General features: G+C 26.9%; 21 protein-coding genes. 14 read left to right on the plus strand and 7 right to left on the minus strand.

Going from position 1 to position 17,348, the window contains the following annotated elements; all coding sequences use genetic code 4:
• Nucleotides 1-20: 20 nt before the first annotated feature.
• Nucleotides 21-1,265 (plus strand): 16S rRNA (cytosine(967)-C(5))-methyltransferase RsmB, encoded by a 1,245-nt coding sequence (gene rsmB / locus MSROBK_RS03050; protein WP_040093054.1) that lies wholly within the window; start codon nucleotides 21-23, stop codon nucleotides 1,263-1,265.
• Between the two features lie 189 nt (nucleotides 1,266-1,454).
• On the opposite strand, the gene MSROBK_RS13005 is transcribed toward rsmB, so the two are convergent.
• Nucleotides 1,455-1,799, minus strand: a complete 345-nt coding sequence (locus MSROBK_RS13005) for a transposase family protein (protein WP_416375033.1) — start codon at nucleotides 1,797-1,799, stop codon at nucleotides 1,455-1,457.
• Nucleotides 1,784-2,236, minus strand: a complete 453-nt coding sequence (locus MSROBK_RS13010) for an IS5 family transposase (RefSeq protein ID WP_052443447.1) — start codon at nucleotides 2,234-2,236, stop codon at nucleotides 1,784-1,786. The genes MSROBK_RS13005 and MSROBK_RS13010 overlap by 16 nt, the downstream gene beginning before the upstream one ends.
• A gap of 150 nt (nucleotides 2,237-2,386) precedes the next feature.
• Here MSROBK_RS13010 and argS point away from each other — a divergent pair, with 150 nt between their 5' ends.
• The 10 genes from argS (at nucleotide 2,387) to MSROBK_RS11445 (ending at nucleotide 12,781) form a co-directional block, all read left to right on the plus strand.
• Nucleotides 2,387-4,060 carry an arginine--tRNA ligase gene (gene argS, locus MSROBK_RS03060; protein WP_040093056.1) on the plus strand — a complete coding sequence of 558 codons (1,674 nt, stop codon included), beginning with the start codon at nucleotides 2,387-2,389 and terminating at the stop codon, nucleotides 4,058-4,060.
• Nucleotides 4,061-4,105: 45 nt separating this feature from the next.
• Nucleotides 4,106-5,623 (plus strand): hypothetical protein, encoded by a 1,518-nt coding sequence (locus MSROBK_RS03065; protein WP_040093057.1) that lies wholly within the window; start codon nucleotides 4,106-4,108, stop codon nucleotides 5,621-5,623.
• A gap of 76 nt (nucleotides 5,624-5,699) precedes the next feature.
• A complete protein-coding gene (locus MSROBK_RS03070; protein WP_052443448.1) occupies nucleotides 5,700-6,941 on the plus strand; it encodes a BMP family ABC transporter substrate-binding protein in 1,242 nt (413 codons plus the stop codon).
• A gap of 26 nt (nucleotides 6,942-6,967) precedes the next feature.
• On the plus strand, nucleotides 6,968-7,420 hold the full coding sequence (locus tag MSROBK_RS13015; RefSeq protein WP_040092446.1) for an IS5 family transposase: 453 nt from the start codon (nucleotides 6,968-6,970) through the stop codon (nucleotides 7,418-7,420).
• Nucleotides 7,405-7,803 carry a transposase family protein gene (locus MSROBK_RS13020; protein ID WP_242441474.1) on the plus strand — a complete coding sequence of 133 codons (399 nt, stop codon included), beginning with the start codon at nucleotides 7,405-7,407 and terminating at the stop codon, nucleotides 7,801-7,803. Before MSROBK_RS13015 ends, MSROBK_RS13020 begins: the two co-directional genes overlap by 16 nt.
• Nucleotides 7,804-8,192: 389 nt before the next feature.
• Entirely contained in the window at nucleotides 8,193-8,453 is a 261-nt protein-coding gene (locus tag MSROBK_RS03080; RefSeq protein WP_040093058.1) for a hypothetical protein, read from the plus strand.
• Nucleotides 8,454-8,538: 85 nt separating this feature from the next.
• The gene (locus MSROBK_RS03085) at nucleotides 8,539-10,227 is read left to right on the plus strand and encodes an MSC_0882 family membrane protein (protein WP_227991392.1); all 1,689 of its coding nucleotides are present in this window, start codon (nucleotides 8,539-8,541) and stop codon (nucleotides 10,225-10,227) included.
• A 73-nt stretch (nucleotides 10,228-10,300) separates the two neighbouring features.
• Entirely contained in the window at nucleotides 10,301-11,380 is a 1,080-nt protein-coding gene (gene hemW, locus MSROBK_RS03090; protein ID WP_040093060.1) for a radical SAM family heme chaperone HemW, read from the plus strand.
• Between the two features lie 311 nt (nucleotides 11,381-11,691).
• The gene (locus MSROBK_RS11440) at nucleotides 11,692-12,009 is read left to right on the plus strand and encodes a M20/M25/M40 family metallo-hydrolase (RefSeq protein ID WP_227991509.1); all 318 of its coding nucleotides are present in this window, start codon (nucleotides 11,692-11,694) and stop codon (nucleotides 12,007-12,009) included.
• A gap of 61 nt (nucleotides 12,010-12,070) precedes the next feature.
• Complete coding sequence (locus MSROBK_RS11445) at nucleotides 12,071-12,781, plus strand: M20/M25/M40 family metallo-hydrolase (RefSeq protein ID WP_227991398.1); 711 nt, start codon at nucleotides 12,071-12,073, stop codon at nucleotides 12,779-12,781.
• Between the two features lie 73 nt (nucleotides 12,782-12,854).
• Here the strand turns inward: MSROBK_RS11445 and MSROBK_RS03100 are convergent, their stop codons facing one another.
• The 5 genes from MSROBK_RS03100 to MSROBK_RS13040 form a co-directional block, all read right to left on the minus strand.
• Nucleotides 12,855-13,118, minus strand: a complete 264-nt coding sequence (locus MSROBK_RS03100) for a hypothetical protein (RefSeq protein ID WP_040093062.1) — start codon at nucleotides 13,116-13,118, stop codon at nucleotides 12,855-12,857.
• A gap of 352 nt (nucleotides 13,119-13,470) precedes the next feature.
• Entirely contained in the window at nucleotides 13,471-13,869 is a 399-nt protein-coding gene (locus MSROBK_RS13025; protein WP_242441474.1) for a transposase family protein, read from the minus strand.
• Nucleotides 13,854-14,306: an IS5 family transposase gene (locus MSROBK_RS13030; RefSeq protein ID WP_040092446.1), complete on the minus strand. Its 453-nt coding sequence runs from the start codon at nucleotides 14,304-14,306 to the stop codon at nucleotides 13,854-13,856. Before MSROBK_RS13030 ends, MSROBK_RS13025 begins: the two co-directional genes overlap by 16 nt.
• Before the next feature lie 326 nt (nucleotides 14,307-14,632).
• Nucleotides 14,633-15,031, minus strand: coding sequence for a transposase family protein (locus tag MSROBK_RS13035; protein WP_242441474.1), 399 nt, complete (start codon nucleotides 15,029-15,031; stop codon nucleotides 14,633-14,635).
• Complete coding sequence (locus tag MSROBK_RS13040) at nucleotides 15,016-15,468, minus strand: IS5 family transposase (RefSeq protein ID WP_040092446.1); 453 nt, start codon at nucleotides 15,466-15,468, stop codon at nucleotides 15,016-15,018. Before MSROBK_RS13040 ends, MSROBK_RS13035 begins: the two co-directional genes overlap by 16 nt.
• Nucleotides 15,469-15,757: 289 nt before the next feature.
• Between MSROBK_RS13040 and MSROBK_RS11450 the strand changes: the two genes are divergently transcribed.
• The 3 genes from MSROBK_RS11450 to MSROBK_RS03125 all read left to right on the plus strand — a co-directional run bounded on the left by MSROBK_RS11450 (nucleotide 15,758) and on the right by MSROBK_RS03125 (nucleotide 17,332).
• On the plus strand, nucleotides 15,758-15,922 hold the full coding sequence (locus tag MSROBK_RS11450; RefSeq protein ID WP_227991399.1) for a hypothetical protein: 165 nt from the start codon (nucleotides 15,758-15,760) through the stop codon (nucleotides 15,920-15,922).
• A gap of 13 nt (nucleotides 15,923-15,935) precedes the next feature.
• The gene (locus tag MSROBK_RS03120) at nucleotides 15,936-16,379 is read left to right on the plus strand and encodes a hypothetical protein (protein ID WP_040093064.1); all 444 of its coding nucleotides are present in this window, start codon (nucleotides 15,936-15,938) and stop codon (nucleotides 16,377-16,379) included.
• Between the two features lie 242 nt (nucleotides 16,380-16,621).
• Complete coding sequence (locus MSROBK_RS03125; protein ID WP_040093066.1) at nucleotides 16,622-17,332, plus strand: hypothetical protein; 711 nt, start codon at nucleotides 16,622-16,624, stop codon at nucleotides 17,330-17,332.
• Nucleotides 17,333-17,348 lie beyond the last annotated feature (16 nt).

Consider the following 17,348-nt stretch of genomic DNA (forward strand, 5'->3'; position numbering starts at 1 on the left):
TAACTAAAGGTGGTTAAGGTATGCGAGCAAGAGAATTAGCCTGAGATATTCTGTGAAAAGTTTTTGCAAAGAATAAATTTAGTAATCATTTATTAGCAAAAACAATTGAACTAAATGCCAGTTTTACTGACCAGGATAAAACCTTAGCTTATCGAATTGTTTATGGCACTCTTAAAAACAAATTATATTTAGAATATATTGCTAATCAATTTATTGATAATAGAAAAACTAATCAAAAACTCCAAGTAATTTTATGAATGAGCATTTATCAATTTCGTTTTTTAGACCGCATTCCAAATTATGCTATTGTTAACGAAGCAGTTAATATTGGCAAAAAACTTAATCCAAAATATGCCGGGTTTGTTAATGCTACTTTAAAAAAGATTTTTGAAAGTAAGGAAGATATTTTTGAAATTAAACTTACTGATGAAACAAAAAAGTTAAGTATTAAATATATTTTTCCTTTGTCATTATATTTAATTCTTCGGAATGAATATAACGAAGAAGTTGCCCGAAAAGTAATGGAAGATAATTTAACAATTCCAAAGATTGCTTTTCGTGTCAATACTTTAAAAATTACACAGGATGAATTATTAACAAAGTATGCTGGTTATAATTTAACAAAAAGTGTCGTTTCTCCGGTTGGTGTTATTGCCGAAAAACCAGTTATTAATTCAGAAATGTTTGAAGAGGGCTTAATTTTTATTCAAGATGAAATGAGTATGCGAATTGCCGAAGTATTAGATCCGCAAGAAACTGATCGTGTTTTAGATATGTGTAGTGCTCCTGGTGGTAAAACAACCCATTTAAGTCAGTTAATGAATAATAAGGGTATTATCGATGCATGTGATATTAGTGAAAGAAAACTTAATTTAATTAAGACTAATGCAAAACGACTGGGAATTACAAATATTTATCCCCATTTATTAGATGCTAGAAAAATTACTGCATCAGTTAAATATGATAAAATTTTATGTGACGCACCATGTAGTGGTCTTGGTGTCATTAAACGAAAACCGGAAATCAAATATCATTCTTTTACAAATGAGAAGTTAGCTAATTTGGTCGAAATCCAAGAACAATTGTTAGAGAAAGCCTATGAATTATTAAAGCCAGGAGGTATTTTAGTTTACTCTACTTGTACATTTGAAGTATATGAAAACAACCTCCAAATTAGGAATTTTTTAGCAAAATATAATGATCTTGAAATAATTGCAACTGAGCAAACTTTTGGGTATGAAAACAATACTGATGGATTTTATTAGACTTCTTGCATTACTTGTTAAAAAATTGCAAATATTTGTAAAAAAGATACTAATAGAAAAATATAATTTTAATTAATTATGTTTTTTATTTAAAAATTTAATATTTTTCCACAACGAAAAATTAATTTATTATTTAAATTATTTAATTTTAAAATTGTAAATTATAAATTGAGGCAATTAAATTAAATCTTAAACCAAATCTTTTTCTTCGATTACGATATTTTTCTGTAATAATTTAAATTTTTTAAGAATAGCAAAAATATTTTCAATAATAATTCTCATTTTTGAAACTAGTCTATTATATTGCTTTTGTTCTTTGTTTAAAGGGTTTTTCTTTGTTTTCTTTGTAGGTATTAGAACATTATTGTGATTTTTTTGTATTCCTTGATAACCACTATCAACTATTAATTTGGTATTTTTTAAAATTGGGATTTTTGATTCTTTAAATAAAGCATAATCATGTTTTTTTCCGAGCGAAAAACTTGTTGCAATAATTTTTTTGGTTTCTTGTTCGATAATTACTTGTTTTTTGATCGTGTGTTTTTTCTTTTTACCAGAATAAGATTGTTTTTGTCTTTTTTTGGGCGTTGGATTGGAGTTTCGGTAGCATCAATAATAATAGTTTTATCATTAAAATAATCATTTATTAGTGCTTTTTTACCAGCAAGTTGTTGAAAATCAGAGTTTTTAATTAAAATATCTTCAATTCACTTAATATTACGATAACAATTAGCCTCACTAATATCAAAACTTTTACCAAGATGAAAATAAGTCTGATATTCTCGTCAATATAATAAAGTCATCAATAATCTATTTTCTAATGATAATTTATTAGTTTTACCACCTTTTTTAAATTTTTCTATTTCAGCAACTTTTAAAATATCTAACATTTTATTAAAAGTGGATTTTTTTATTCCTGTTAATCTTAACCATTCTCTATCATTAAGAGTATTAAATTTATTATTGTTCATATTTTTATGTCCTCATAAATTATATTTTATAATAATATTTTAATAAAAAAGGGTATCGCAAGAAGTCTATTATTGTAAAATTCGAAAAAAAGATAAGTAATTATAAAAAGTATGTAAAATATATATAAGAATAAGAAAGGAAGCGGAGTTATGAATACGAACGTTAAACTGATTGAAGAACTTTTACAGCAATATTTAAAGGTCCACAATTTAACAAAAGAAGTGATGGTTGAAAAACCACGGCAAGAAGGGTTTGGGCACTTATCAACAAATCTAACTTTATTATTAGCTAAGGATTTAAAAAAAGCGCCAAACAAAATTGCTGCAGAAATTATTGCCTTTATTGAAAAAAATAATAAACCGTATTTTAAAAAAATTGAAATTGCTGGGGCAGGATTTATTAATTTTACATTAGCTGATGAACAATTACAGCACGTTATTAGTGATGTTTTAAAATTACAAACAAAATATGGTCATTCAGCCCCCAAAAACTTTATTTATAATTTAGAAATTGTATCAGCAAATCCTACTGGTTTTTTACATATTGGGCATGCCCGAAACGGTGCAATTGGTGATAGTGTTGCTCGGATTTTACGTGCCGCTGGGTATAAAGTGCAAACTGAATATTATGTTAATGATGCAGGTAATCAAATTAATAATCTTGCAGTAACTGTTTTTGTAAGTTATCTAAATTTATTAGGGAAAAAAACAGAACTACCACCAGAAGCATATCGCGGGGATATGTATGATGAGGTAGCACAATATTTTGTTGATAAGTATCAAGATAAATTTATTGATGTAACTTTTGATGAGGATTATAAACTTAGTGATCCAGAAGTGCACGAAATGTTTCGTAAGAAGTCAGTTGATTTATTTTTAGATATTATTAAGGAACAATTAAAATTATTTCGTGTTGAAATCGAACACTATTCTTCAGAAGCATCAATGTATGAAGGTGGTAAAATTCAAAGTACATTAGCACAATATGCGAAACTAAATAAAACATATAAGCTTGATGGTGCATTATGATTAAAAACAACTGATTTTGGTGATGATAAAGATCGTGTTTTAGTTAAATCAAATGGCGATTTAACATATATTACACCAGATTTAGCTTCCCATAATGAACGCTTAATGCGGTCAAAAGCTGATAAATTAGTTAATTTTTGAGGTGGTGACCACCATGGGTACATTATCCGAATGCTAGTTGGTTTACAGTTATTAGGTTATAAAAAAGATATTTTAGATATTGATATGATTCAAATGGTCCGTTTAATTAAAGATGGTGCTGAATATAAAATGAGTAAACGAAAAGGAACAGCAGTTTGATTAATTGATTTAATTGAAGAAATTGGGGTTGACCCGATTCGTTATATGTTAGTTTCAAAGAGTGCCCAAAGTCATATGGATTTAGATATTGGTGTTTTAAAAGAGCATTCATCAAAAAACCCAGTTTATTATGCCCAATATGCAACAGCACGTTGCAATAGTGTTTTACAACAAGCTAAAGTTAATGATATTAAGGTTGATGATGTCAAAACCTTTGAGTTATTAACTTCCCAAAAAGAATTAGATCTTTTAAATGATATTGATTTGTTTAATCGTTGTATTGAAGGAGCCGCAAAGTTACGTCAACCGCATCTAATTTGTGATTATTTACAAAATATTGCACGGCAATTCCATTCGTATTATAATGAATCAAAAGTTATTAATTTAGATAACTTAGAATTAACAAAACAACGTTTAGTTTTTATTAAAGTAATTTATCAAATCTTAGCAAATGCCTTTAACTTATTAGGGGTTAATGTTATTGAACAGATGTAAATTAAGTTGTGCTATAATTTATCATAGAAGAAAGAGGGGCCAAGCATGTTAAAGAATAATTGAGATGTTTTTATATTTAATCCATTAATGTTATTATTGTTATTTGTTCTTTATATTTTAATTTTAGCGAAAAACATTAAAATTAAACATGCTAGTCAAAAGGCATTTTTCGTTCAAACTTTTTTATATTGATTTGCGTTATCAGCCATTATTGGTGATAATTTAGAATTTAGAAATTTATTTTTTGCTGCTTCAATCAATAATTTTGAAGGGGTTGCGTTAATTGCCGTTACATTGCTGTCATTTTATGCATTTTTAGCAATGATTCCTTATGTTTTCTTACATAAGGTTTTTTCTCGTGTTGGGTGACATTTTGCGCAATATGGGATTTTCGCTGGTTCCGCACTAGGGATTATTATTTTAATGGCTTATCCGTCGCTACCAACTTTAATTATTGCGGCGATTTTTTTAGGGTTTGGAATCATTAGTAAAGCTAGTTATTTTCTGTCATATAATGAAGTCTATGGTCGTAAGTTTTTTCCTTTTAAAATGGTTAGTTTAATTGCCCCATTAATGACTTTTGCCCTTATTTTTGGTAGTGAATTTAATAATTTGGTGACAACAAGAGGGAGCGATTTATCCAATCATTTACAAGTTGTAATAATTGGGGCAATTGCGGTTTGTGCGATTGGGATTGCCGCAATGTTATATTCGTTCTTTTCACATAAAGAATTTACTTCGCAGCCGTTTACCGTTGAACAACAAAAAATGTTTGAACCATTTAAATGAAAAAAAGTTTTAATTATCTTTTTTATGTTTATTTTAATTATTGCCTTAAAAGAAATCTCCCAATCAAATATTTATATTTGATTATTGGGACAGCGGACTTGGGAAAAATACCATGATGTTTTAAAAGTTAACCAATTTGTTCGTTTGAATGAACAGTTATTTTTAATTCCGCAATTTTTTGGGGCTTATTTAGCATGTCATTTACTTTATAATAAAATCGGTGTTAAATATTGTTTTAGTTTAGGGTTGTTATTATGATTCTTGTTCTTTAGTGTTGCTGCTTTTAACCACTCTCCTGATGCATACTTATTTTTACAAATAATTAATGGTTTAGCTTATTCAATGTGTTTTAGTATTTTATTTGCAATGACTTGTGAGTGAAAATATCGTTCACCAACTAATCGTCCCGTTGTTGCTCAATTCCAATTATTGTGATTTGGTGTTGAATTTATTACAAAATTCTTTGATGACTTTGTTCGTGACAAACAAATTGGAATATTTAGTAATTATGTTGTTCCCGGGCAAAACTATATTCCAGTTGATAATTTTGCTGGTCAAATTGATAACATTACAACAATAATTTTTACAATTTGTGCATCAATTGTATTAATTATTCTGTTAATATTTTATTATACCTCAGACCTAATTTTAGCGGAATATCGCAATCATTTACGATTATTAGTTCCTAAAATTAACTTATTGCTACGTGAAAGCTTTATTAGTCGGGTAAAGTCAAATATGGCAATTGGGGCAGATGAAAAAAATAAAAGTTAACATAATAATTAATTATTCCTTGGTTTAAGAAGCAATGTTTTTTATTATTTTTAACTTATTTAAAAAGGAGTGTATAATGAAAAAACTAATGAAGTTTATAATGGCGTTACAAATAGTTATTCCTTTAACTAGTTTTTTAACAGCTTGTTTAAAAAAACACCAATATATGAGTAATATTTGAGTTATTAGTAGTAGTACTATTAATGATAAGTCTTTTAATCAATCAGCGTGAGAAGGAGCTAGTCGATATCTTGTCACACATTCCGAACAGTCAGTTTCATCAAATTGACAAGATAGTAACATCCGTGCCAGTTACTTTGAACCAGTAGGATTAACCCCAGCGGAGTTTAAAACAGCTTATATTACAGCAAGTATTGCTGGTGCAAAAACATTAATTTTACCAGGTTTTATTCATGGTAATACCATTGGTTGAGCGGCGACATTAGCAAATAATATCATTTTTATTGATGGTAGTGGTCAAAATATTCATAAGAATATGGATCAAAAAGAATCGTGAGTAGATAATGTTGTTGGAATTTTATTTCAAAAAGAAATTGCTGGTTTTTTAGCGGGACTTGTAACAGCAATGTGACTTAATTTGCATCAAACACAATTTAATGGTCAATTAGGGATTGGAACTTATGGTGGGATGGATAATCCAATTGGGGTTTCAAATTACTTATGAGGCTTTTTATTATCAGCGGATATTTTTAATGAAATAATTAATAACAATAGTCTTTATCCTAACTTACATCACTTAAAACAAGATATTTTAACTCTCTTACAAGGAATTAGTCCAACATTGAAGGGATTACAACCAATTAATAAAGTACAAACAGTATTAAATAAAAACGAATCATGGTTTTCGCAATCATTTAATCAGGGGGATGGTAAAGTTATCTCAGACTACTTAATTAGTAAACAGGCGAATGTTATTTTTCCGGTTGCAGGACCACAAACGCAAGATACAATTGATCGAATTAAATATAATGAAGCAAAGGCAAAAGTAGTTGGTGTTGATACAGCCCAGGCAGAGATTTATGGTGATCAATATATTATTACGAGTGGCTTATTAAATATTGCTCAAGCAACAGAAGATGCTTTAATAAATATTTATTCACCAACATGTGGTTATCAAACAGATAGTAAAATATGAGATGCTAAGAAAGCAACTAATAAATGTTGAATTAATACTGATCAATCATCAAGCACAAATGCTAATTGATTGGGTGTTGAAAAAACAAAATGAATTGATAGCAAAATTATTAATTACATTAGACTTCTTGCGATACCCCTTTTTATTAAAATATTATTATAAAATATAATTTATGAGGACATAAAAATATGAACAATAATAAATTTAATACTCTTAATGATAGAGAATGGTTAAGATTAACAGGAATAAAAAAATCCACTTTTAATAAAATGTTAGATATTTTAAAAGTTGCTGAAATAGAAAAATTTAAAAAAGGTGGTAAAACTAATAAATTATCATTAGAAAATAGATTATTGATGACTTTATTATATTGAAGAGAATATCAGACTTATTTTCATCTTGGTAAAAGTTTTGATATTAGTGAGGCTAATTGTTATCGTAATATTAAGTGAATTGAAGATATTTTAATTAAAAACTCTGATTTTCAACAACTTGCTGGTAAAAAAGCACTAATAAATGATTATTTTAATGATAAAACTATTATTATTGATGCTACCGAAACTCCAATCCAACGCCCAAAAAAAGACAAAAACAATCTTATTCTGGTAAAAAGAAAAAACACACGATCAAAACACAAGTAATTATCGAACAAGAAACCAAAAAAATTATTGCAACAAGTTTTTCGCTCGGAAAAAAACATGATTATGCTTTATTTAAAGAATCAAAAATCCCAATTTTAAAAAATACCAAATTAATAGTTGATAGTGGTTATCAAGGAATACAAAAAAATCACAATAATGTTCTAATACCTACAAAGAAAACAAAGAAAAACCCTTTAAACAAAGAACAAAAGCAATATAATAGACTAGTTTCAAAAATGAGAATTATTATTGAAAATATTTTTGCTATTCTTAAAAAATTTAAAATTATTACAGAAAAATATCGTAATCGAAGAAAAAGATTTGGTTTAAGATTTAATTTAATTGCCTCAATTTATAATTTACAATTATTATATTTAACATAAAATATTTATTTAAAATTAAATAATTTAAATAATAAATTAATTTTTCGTTGTGGAAAAATATTAAATTTTTAAATAAAAAACATAATTAATTAAAATTATATTTTTCTATTAGTATCTTTTTTACAAATATTTGCAATTTTTTAACAAGTAATGCAAGAAGTCTATTGATAAAGATCCAAAGTTACTAAAATTAGCGGCAACGGTTGGAAAAATTTATCGTAAAATAAATCAATTACATTTTGTTGATACCTTAACTTTAACATATGAGAACCAAAAAACACTTAAAAAAGTGATTCTAACGTCGTTAGAAGATGGATTAAAATAAAAAAATATTTTTTGTAAAAATTTAAAAATTATAGTATAATGCTTTTAGATAGTGTGGTGTTTATATGGGAGGAATCTTGGCTATTAGTATCAAAATCTTAGATTTAGAAATTCCAATAATTGGGTTAGTTGGATTTCTACTAGGGTTCGCAACGCTATTATTATTTATTTATTTTATTATTACTTTTTCTTTATTTCGAAGTAAAAAGAATAATCAAAATTGAACAAATATGATGAAATTAAAAGAAGAAACAAGTTTTAAGGAAAAAATTGAGTATTTTGAACAAGAAATTATGCTAGCTAGAAAAACGGGTGATAAAAACTAGATAGTTCTTTTTTTAAATAAATTAATTTTCACAAGTAGGGTAGGTGAAACAAAGTATGGGTTTTTTTAATACAGTAAAATCTTTTATGACTAAAGATAAAGAACATGATAAACAGTCACAAATGCAAACAGGTAATGGTTATGGTGATAATTTTAATCCCGAATTATTGAACCAAAATGACCCAAATTTTTCTCATCAACAAATAAATAATAATGGTATTGCGCAAAATCAATGGCCACAAGATCAGTACTTCCGTCCCAATGAAACATATAAACAAAATCAATTAAATAATACCGAAATGTTATATCAAAATCACAATACAATTCGTCCGGCACGAATGAATTTAAATAACCAATATAATTATTATACAAATAATGAAAGACAGTATATTGATGAAGAACGTGAGTTAATTACAGCACCAGCAGTAGCACCATCAACACCGCCAGGTTATGTTGAACCTTATTATAATCATGATGCCGCTAATAATTATTCTCGTCCAGTGCAACCACAAATTTTACCACGGCGAATTCATCAACCAACATCAAATTCAATGCAAGATCAATATTTAGCAGGTCAACAGAATTATGGTGGGTATTCGTATCCAGAAGCAATGAATTATCAAAATAATCGTGATGGTTATTTTAATGATGATCATGTTTATGTAAATCAATATCGTCGTCCTTACCAACGTCGTGTTGTTAATCCATATAGTCAGTTACAGTTTAACGAACAATTTAACCAGTCCGAATTATCTTATGATGGCAAAAACTATTATCCTAATGTAAATCCACAACCATATTTTGATGGAAACCAAATGATGGCAAATGCAATGCCAGCTCCACCTGCCTTTTATCAAAATAATAATTATTTACCACCAGCCCAGTTGGAAGGTCAACCTTTTCAAAATGGTTTTGAAAATAATCGTTATGCTTATCAGCCACAATTACCAGCAAAACATAGTCGTCGTCATTTTAATCGTGAATATGCTAATAAATTAATTCCGTTAGAAATTGCGCGTGAAATTCGTTCGGAAAAAGTTCGAACACTAATTATGATTACATTTGGTCTTTTTGGCACAATGTCAACAAGTTTATTTATTGCCTTATATTTCATTTCACATCAACAAGGTTTATCATCAATTATGGAAATTCAAGCGAAATATATTCCCCATCCATTTTTAACAATTACCTTTTTATTAATTTCATTAGGATTATTATTTGCCGGAATTTTTGATTTATCACGGGTTCGCATTGAAACAAACAATTATATCTCGCATTTAATGCGTGGTAATCATACGATTCCACACTTCTTGATTGATAATTATAAAAAAATGACTGTTCGTAGTATTATTTTAAATTGATTAGCATTTCCAACATATTTCTTTGGCGGAATTGTGTTAGGAATCCTTTATGGTTTTCAACAACATTCTGGCGAAGAATTCCGATTTGGATTTTGAAGTTGGGGAATTGTTGATGATTTAACAGCAGCAATTACAATTACAATTACGATTTTAATTGCAACATTAGGAATTCATATTGCTAATATTGTTTTAACAAAAAAACGTAAAGCAAATATTATTGGTTATTATGGTTATGAAATTGTTAAACCAGAAGAATTAGCGGCGTTGAAGAAGAAAACCAATCGCATTTGCTTAGTTATTTTTATTATTTTTCTAATTATCTTAACGCTAGTAATTTCAATTCCATGGTTAATTGCTCGTCGTCGTAAACGTCGTGGTGAACCAATCCTTGGTCGTTGATTTAACCGTAATTAAGAATTGTGTTGAAAACAATTCTTTTTTATTTGAAATTATCTTATAATTATTAATAAAGAAGTGAGGATTAATAATGATTGAACATTTATATGTACATATTCCTTTTTGTGACCATATTTGTTTTTATTGTGATTTTTTTAAAATCAAAAAATCACGGAATGAAATGGTTGACGAATATTTATTGTCGTTAGAAGCAGAAATTTCACAGCCCCAACCACGATTCAACTTAAAAACAATTTATTTAGGAGGCGGAACACCCAACAGTTTGGATGATAGCCAATTAGAAAAATTATTACAATTGTTGCAAAAGATTGATCAAACAGCAGTTGTTGAATATACGATTGAATTAAATCCTGAAAGAATTATGAAAAGTCAATTGCAACTTTTAAAAAAATATCATGTTAATCGGTTATCAATTGGGGTGCAAACATTTAGTGATCAGTTATTAAAAAAAATTAATCGTCATCATAGTGTTGCAGATATTGTTACTAGTTATAATTTAGCGCGCAGGGAGGGTTTTAATAATATTTCTTTTGATTTAATTTATAACTTATTTGACCAAACAACAGCTGATATTGAACAAGACTTAATAATGGTTAAACAATTACAACCTGATCATATTAGTTGATATTCATTAATTTTAAAAGAAAATTCTTACTGAGGAAAAACGAAAGTTAAATTGCCTGATTATGATATTGCCTTTGATGAAATTATTAATGCGGCTCTTAAAAAAATGGGGTGTGTTCGTTATGAAATTTCAAATTACACTAATAACAATAAAAAATCACAGCATAATTTAGGATATTGAACTAATAAATCATTTTGATTGCTTGGACCAGGAGCAGCTGGTTTTATTAATGATGATGGTTATTATTTATTAGAAAATAGTCGAAAATATGCCAATTGAACGCAGCAGAAAACAGAAATATCATTAGCAGATTATTATTTTCAAATTTTAATGATGGGATTACGAATTTTGGAGGGCATTAATTTAGGAACAGTCAAAGATGCACAAGCAGCAGTAAATTATTATGAAGCTAAAATTACCGCTGAAGTTGCAAAAAATAATTTGGTTTTTGAAAATAATCATTTACGTTGTACAAAACAAGGATTAAATATCTTAAATGATATTTTAGTTAATATTATGGAATAATTTTTATGTTATGATATGAGTATCAAGGCCCTTAAAAGGGAAAGGAAAATAAAATGGAAATAGATGTTATTAAATTACAAGAAAAATATTTTTCAGAAGCACTAGTAAAAATTTAAGATGTTATTAAAATTCCATCTGTTCGTAGTGCAGCACAACCAAATGCCCCATTTGGAGCAGGAACAAAAGCTGTCTTAGATTATGCTGTTAATTTAGCAAAAGAATTAGGTTTTAAAACTTATCAGGACCCTGAAAATCGTTATGGGTATGTAGAATATGGAACGGGTGCTGAAATCTTTGCAATTTTAAGGCATTTAGATGTTGTTCCGGCGGGTGATCTTAAAAAATGAGATTTTGAACCATTTCAACCTCAAATTAGCGATGGAAAGTTATTAGGTCGTGGTGCATTTGATGATAAAGGACCAACCATTATTAATTTGTATGCTTTAAAATATTTAAAAGATCATAATTATCAACCAGATTATTGTATTCGTTTAATTTTTGGTTTAACAGAAGAAACCGATTGAGCATCAATTAAAGCATATATGGCAGTTGAAGGAACTCCAGCATTAGGTTATACCCCACCCAGATGGTGAGTTTCCAGTTGTTTATGCCGAGAAAGGAATTATTAATTCCGATATTATTGGTGAGGGACAAAAATTTGTTTTATTAGGTGGCGAAGCGTACAATTGTGTGGCTAATGTTGTTCGTTATCAAGAACCTTATCTTACAGACATTAAAACTAAGTTAGACCAAAAACAAATTGAAACAGATCTTGAAGATGATTGATTAATCGTGAAAGGAAAAGCATCCCATGGTAGTTTACCTGAACGAGGAATTAATGCTGCTTTAGTAACATTAGCAACCTATGCTGAATTTACAACTGACTCGCCAATTGCTAATTTTGTGAAAAAACATCTATACAATGATTTTAATTTTAAACAAATTTTTTCAACAATGAAAGATGATACCGGTTTATTGATTGTTAATAATGGCATTGTTGAGATTAATGCTGAAAAAACCCGTTTGACATTAAACATGCGAGTACCAATTTCATATCATTTAAAAGATGTTGAAGCACCATTAACAGCGGAACTATCAAAATATCATTTACAATTAGCGATTATTTCTTCAAAAAAACCAATTCATATGCCACTTGATAGTCCAATGATTAAGAATATTATGCAAGTTTATCGTGATGTTACTGGTGATCATGATGCAAAACCAGTCGCAATTGGTGGTGGAACTTATGCAAAAGCAATGCCAAACTGTGTTACTTTTGGGGCTGAATTTGATATTAATGAGTCAACAATGTATGCATATAATGAGTATGTTAAAATCAGCGACTTACAAAAAATGTTAGAAATTTATACAAAAGCAATTCCGTTGTTAACAACAAAGTAATATTGTTGTAATTAAAAAAGTTTTAACAAAGATCTTTATAAGGATATTTATTAAAACTTTTTATTTTTTATTATTACACTAATTTAGCAAGACGTTGAGCAATTGATGGCTCTCCTTTTGCTCAGAAAATAATGACGAAGATTGTTCCAATAATTGTTGCCATTAAAATTCATTGTAACAAAGAACATAATCCATAAACAAATTTTCCTTTGCGCGTATTTGGACAATCAGTTCCAAAAAGCAGGGTCCCAACAGGATTCACATTAAAAATTCATAAAATTACGTTTAATCAACAAAACAAGATGTTGAAAAGTGATGATAACATTCTTTTAGCCATAAATTTGACTCCTTTCATCTTAAAGATAGTTATTTCATATAAGAATTATACTATGAATTTTTAGAAATTTTTCAGTTAAATTGTTTGGTCATTGTTACCTCATTTAACATTATTTAACAGATAAGTTCATCATTGTTTCCGTTTAATTTGTGATATAATTAATCCATTAAATTCTTTGGAGGATATAATAGACTTCTTGCATTACTTGTTAAAAAATTGCAAATATTTGTAAAAAAGATACTAATAGAAAAATATAATTTTAATTAATTATGTTTTTTATTTAAAAATTTAATATTTTTCCACAACGAAAAATTAATTTATTATTTAAATTATTTAATTTTAAATAAATATTTTATGTTAAATATAATAATTGTAAATTATAAATTGAGGCAATTAAATTAAATCTTAAACCAAATCTTTTTCTTCGATTACGATATTTTTCTGTAATAATTTTAAATTTTTTAAGAATAGCAAAAATATTTTCAATAATAATTCTCATTTTTGAAACTAGTCTATTATATTGCTTTTGTTCTTTGTTTAAAGGGTTTTTCTTTGTTTTCTTTGTAGGTATTAGAACATTATTGTGATTTTTTTGTATTCCTTGATAACCACTATCAACTATTAATTTGGTATTTTTTAAAATTGGGATTTTTGATTCTTTAAATAAAGCATAATCATGTTTTTTTCCGAGCGAAAAACTTGTTGCAATAATTTTTTTGGTTTCTTGTTCGATAATTACTTGTGTTTTGATCGTGTGTTTTTTCTTTTTACCAGAATAAGATTGTTTTTGTCTTTTTTTGGGCGTTGGATTGGAGTTTCGGTAGCATCAATAATAATAGTTTTATCATTAAAATAATCATTTATTAGTGCTTTTTTACCAGCAAGTTGTTGAAAATCAGAGTTTTTAATTAAAATATCTTCAATTCACTTAATATTACGATAACAATTAGCCTCACTAATATCAAAACTTTTACCAAGATGAAAATAAGTCTGATATTCTCGTCAATATAATAAAGTCATCAATAATCTATTTTCTAATGATAATTTATTAGTTTTACCACCTTTTTTAAATTTTTCTATTTCAGCAACTTTTAAAATATCTAACATTTTATTAAAAGTGGATTTTTTTATTCCTGTTAATCTTAACCATTCTCTATCATTAAGAGTATTAAATTTATTATTGTTCATATTTTTATGTCCTCATAAATTATATTTTATAATAATATTTTAATAAAAAAGGGTATCGCAAGAAGTCTAATAATGAAATTAGAAAACTTGCAAGATTATGATAAACCAACTGTTGAAAATAATGAGCAAAATAATGAAAATATTGTTAAACGTCATTATGAATAGACTTCTTGCATTACTTGTTAAAAAATTGCAAATATTTGTAAAAAAGATACTAATAGAAAAATATAATTTTAATTAATTATGTTTTTTATTTAAAAATTTAATATTTTTCCACAACGAAAAATTAATTTATTATTTAAATTATTTAATTTTAAATAAATATTTTATGTTAAATATAATAATTGTAAATTATAAATTGAGGCAATTAAATTAAATCTTAAACCAAATCTTTTTCTTCGATTACGATATTTTTCTGTAATAATTTTAAATTTTTTAAGAATAGCAAAAATATTTTCAATAATAATTCTCATTTTTGAAACTAGTCTATTATATTGCTTTTGTTCTTTGTTTAAAGGGTTTTTCTTTGTTTTCTTTGTAGGTATTAGAACATTATTGTGATTTTTTTGTATTCCTTGATAACCACTATCAACTATTAATTTGGTATTTTTTAAAATTGGGATTTTTGATTCTTTAAATAAAGCATAATCATGTTTTTTTCCGAGCGAAAAACTTGTTGCAATAATTTTTTTGGTTTCTTGTTCGATAATTACTTGTGTTTTGATCGTGTGTTTTTTCTTTTTACCAGAATAAGATTGTTTTTGTCTTTTTTTGGGCGTTGGATTGGAGTTTCGGTAGCATCAATAATAATAGTTTTATCATTAAAATAATCATTTATTAGTGCTTTTTTACCAGCAAGTTGTTGAAAATCAGAGTTTTTAATTAAAATATCTTCAATTCACTTAATATTACGATAACAATTAGCCTCACTAATATCAAAACTTTTACCAAGATGAAAATAAGTCTGATATTCTCGTCAATATAATAAAGTCATCAATAATCTATTTTCTAATGATAATTTATTAGTTTTACCACCTTTTTTAAATTTTTCTATTTCAGCAACTTTTAAAATATCTAACATTTTATTAAAAGTGGATTTTTTTATTCCTGTTAATCTTAACCATTCTCTATCATTAAGAGTATTAAATTTATTATTGTTCATATTTTTATGTCCTCATAAATTATATTTTATAATAATATTTTAATAAAAAAGGGTATCGCAAGAAGTCTAATATTGAATTAAGTTTAAAGATAAATTATTTGGGTATTTATATGAAATAATTAAACTTGGTAAAATTACTTCGTTTTATTGTAATAACTGTAATCAGGAGAAAGATATTGATGATTTAAATATTTATGATCTTTTTTTTGGTTTTAGTTTTGATAAAGTTAATGTAAAAAAAGAAACAATTGATCAATTTAATGTTGATTTATGTAATGAATGTAATGAAATGAATGATGTCACTAATTCATATATTAAAGTTTTACGTAATAATGTTGCTTGTGTTTATTGCAAAAAATTGCTTTACCCAGATGATGAACACTTAGTTCTTGATAATAATAATTATTGTTCACGAGAATGCTTACGCAAATATCTTAATAAAACAATTAAGTAGGGGGATTAAAAAGATGAATAATAAAGTTTTAAGTAATAATAAATGATTAGATAAATTTGCTGATTTAGTAGCAAAAATCCAACATTTAACTAATATTCCATATGTTGATTGTGAAACTTGTAATTATGAAAATCAAATGTCAAATTTAGTTTTTGCTAATTCTTCATATGAAATTTTATCTGTTTTAATTAAATCAGCTTGTGGTCATGATGTTGCGCAAGGAGTTAGTTTTTCACGAATGGTCAATGACAATGGTAGTGATTTTGAACTATTAGGAGAAGGGATTACGGAGTGTTGAGTGCATAAAGCAAAACCATGTACCCATCATTTAGATGAATCAAAGGCGTTTGTTTGTTATCAATGTGATAACCTTAAATCAAAAATTATGCGAATTGATAATGTTAATGTTTGTTCATTAAAATGTTTAAAAGATTATTTAAATGCACAAGTAAAATAAACTTTAAGAATAAGTTTAAACTATTATTTTTAAGAAAAAAAGAAAGAAGAATTTAAATTGTCAAAATAATTAAATTAAGTTATTTCTTTTTTAAATTGTAATATTTATTTATGTTTAAAATTTTTAAAAAGTATCTTTGAAGTAAAGATTAATTAATAATTATCCTTTACTTAACGAATGATAAAAGTTAAAATTATAATTAGTTAATTACTAAGGTTTAAAGAAAGAGGTTTATACTTATTATGCCATTATATTATGCAGAACATATTCTAAAATCAAAACAACCAAAATTAAAAGCCCCTTTAACTGCAACTGAAATTGATGCAATTGTTAAAAGCTTTAAACATTTAGTATGCAAAATTAAGAAAGATGCCGTAATTATAAAGCATGAAAAATTTGGATATGAACTTTTTCGTAGTAAAGCTGATGATAAATATTGGTCATATGCTGTTACTTTTACTGAACCAATTGATCCTATCAAACCAATTTATAAACATCATTGAATTGGTAATGCTTTTATTGGTTACGGGTATGATACTCTAGCAGAAACAATTGACCGAACTTTTAAAATGATGGAACAAGGGCCAACCTCACAAACAAATTTTCGTGATTACTTAGATAGTTGAGATGAAGAAAAAGATCGTATTTTCTTAACATGAGAAGAAAAGGAATGAACTTTTGAAAAATACTTGCAATTTCAACGTTGATATAAAAAAAATAAAATTAAAATTATGGCAAAACAAGTTGGTGTTAAAGATGCCGAAGATTATAACAAAGAAAATAATCACGAAAATAAACGCACCGGATTATCGGTTTTATTAGGAAAAATGCAAGACCCACCAAAACGGCCACGAGCAATGGCTGTGGCAATTCGGGAAACAGGAGAAACTAAAAAACAATGAGATGATCCTAAAACAAAAAAATATCTTGTTGGTTTTATGTATGTTAATTAAGAGAGAAAGAAAACAA

Origin of the sequence: Spiroplasma poulsonii, assembly GCF_009866525.1 — a bacterium.
GTDB lineage: Bacteria > Bacillota_I > Bacilli_A > Mycoplasmatales > Mycoplasmataceae > Spiroplasma > Spiroplasma poulsonii.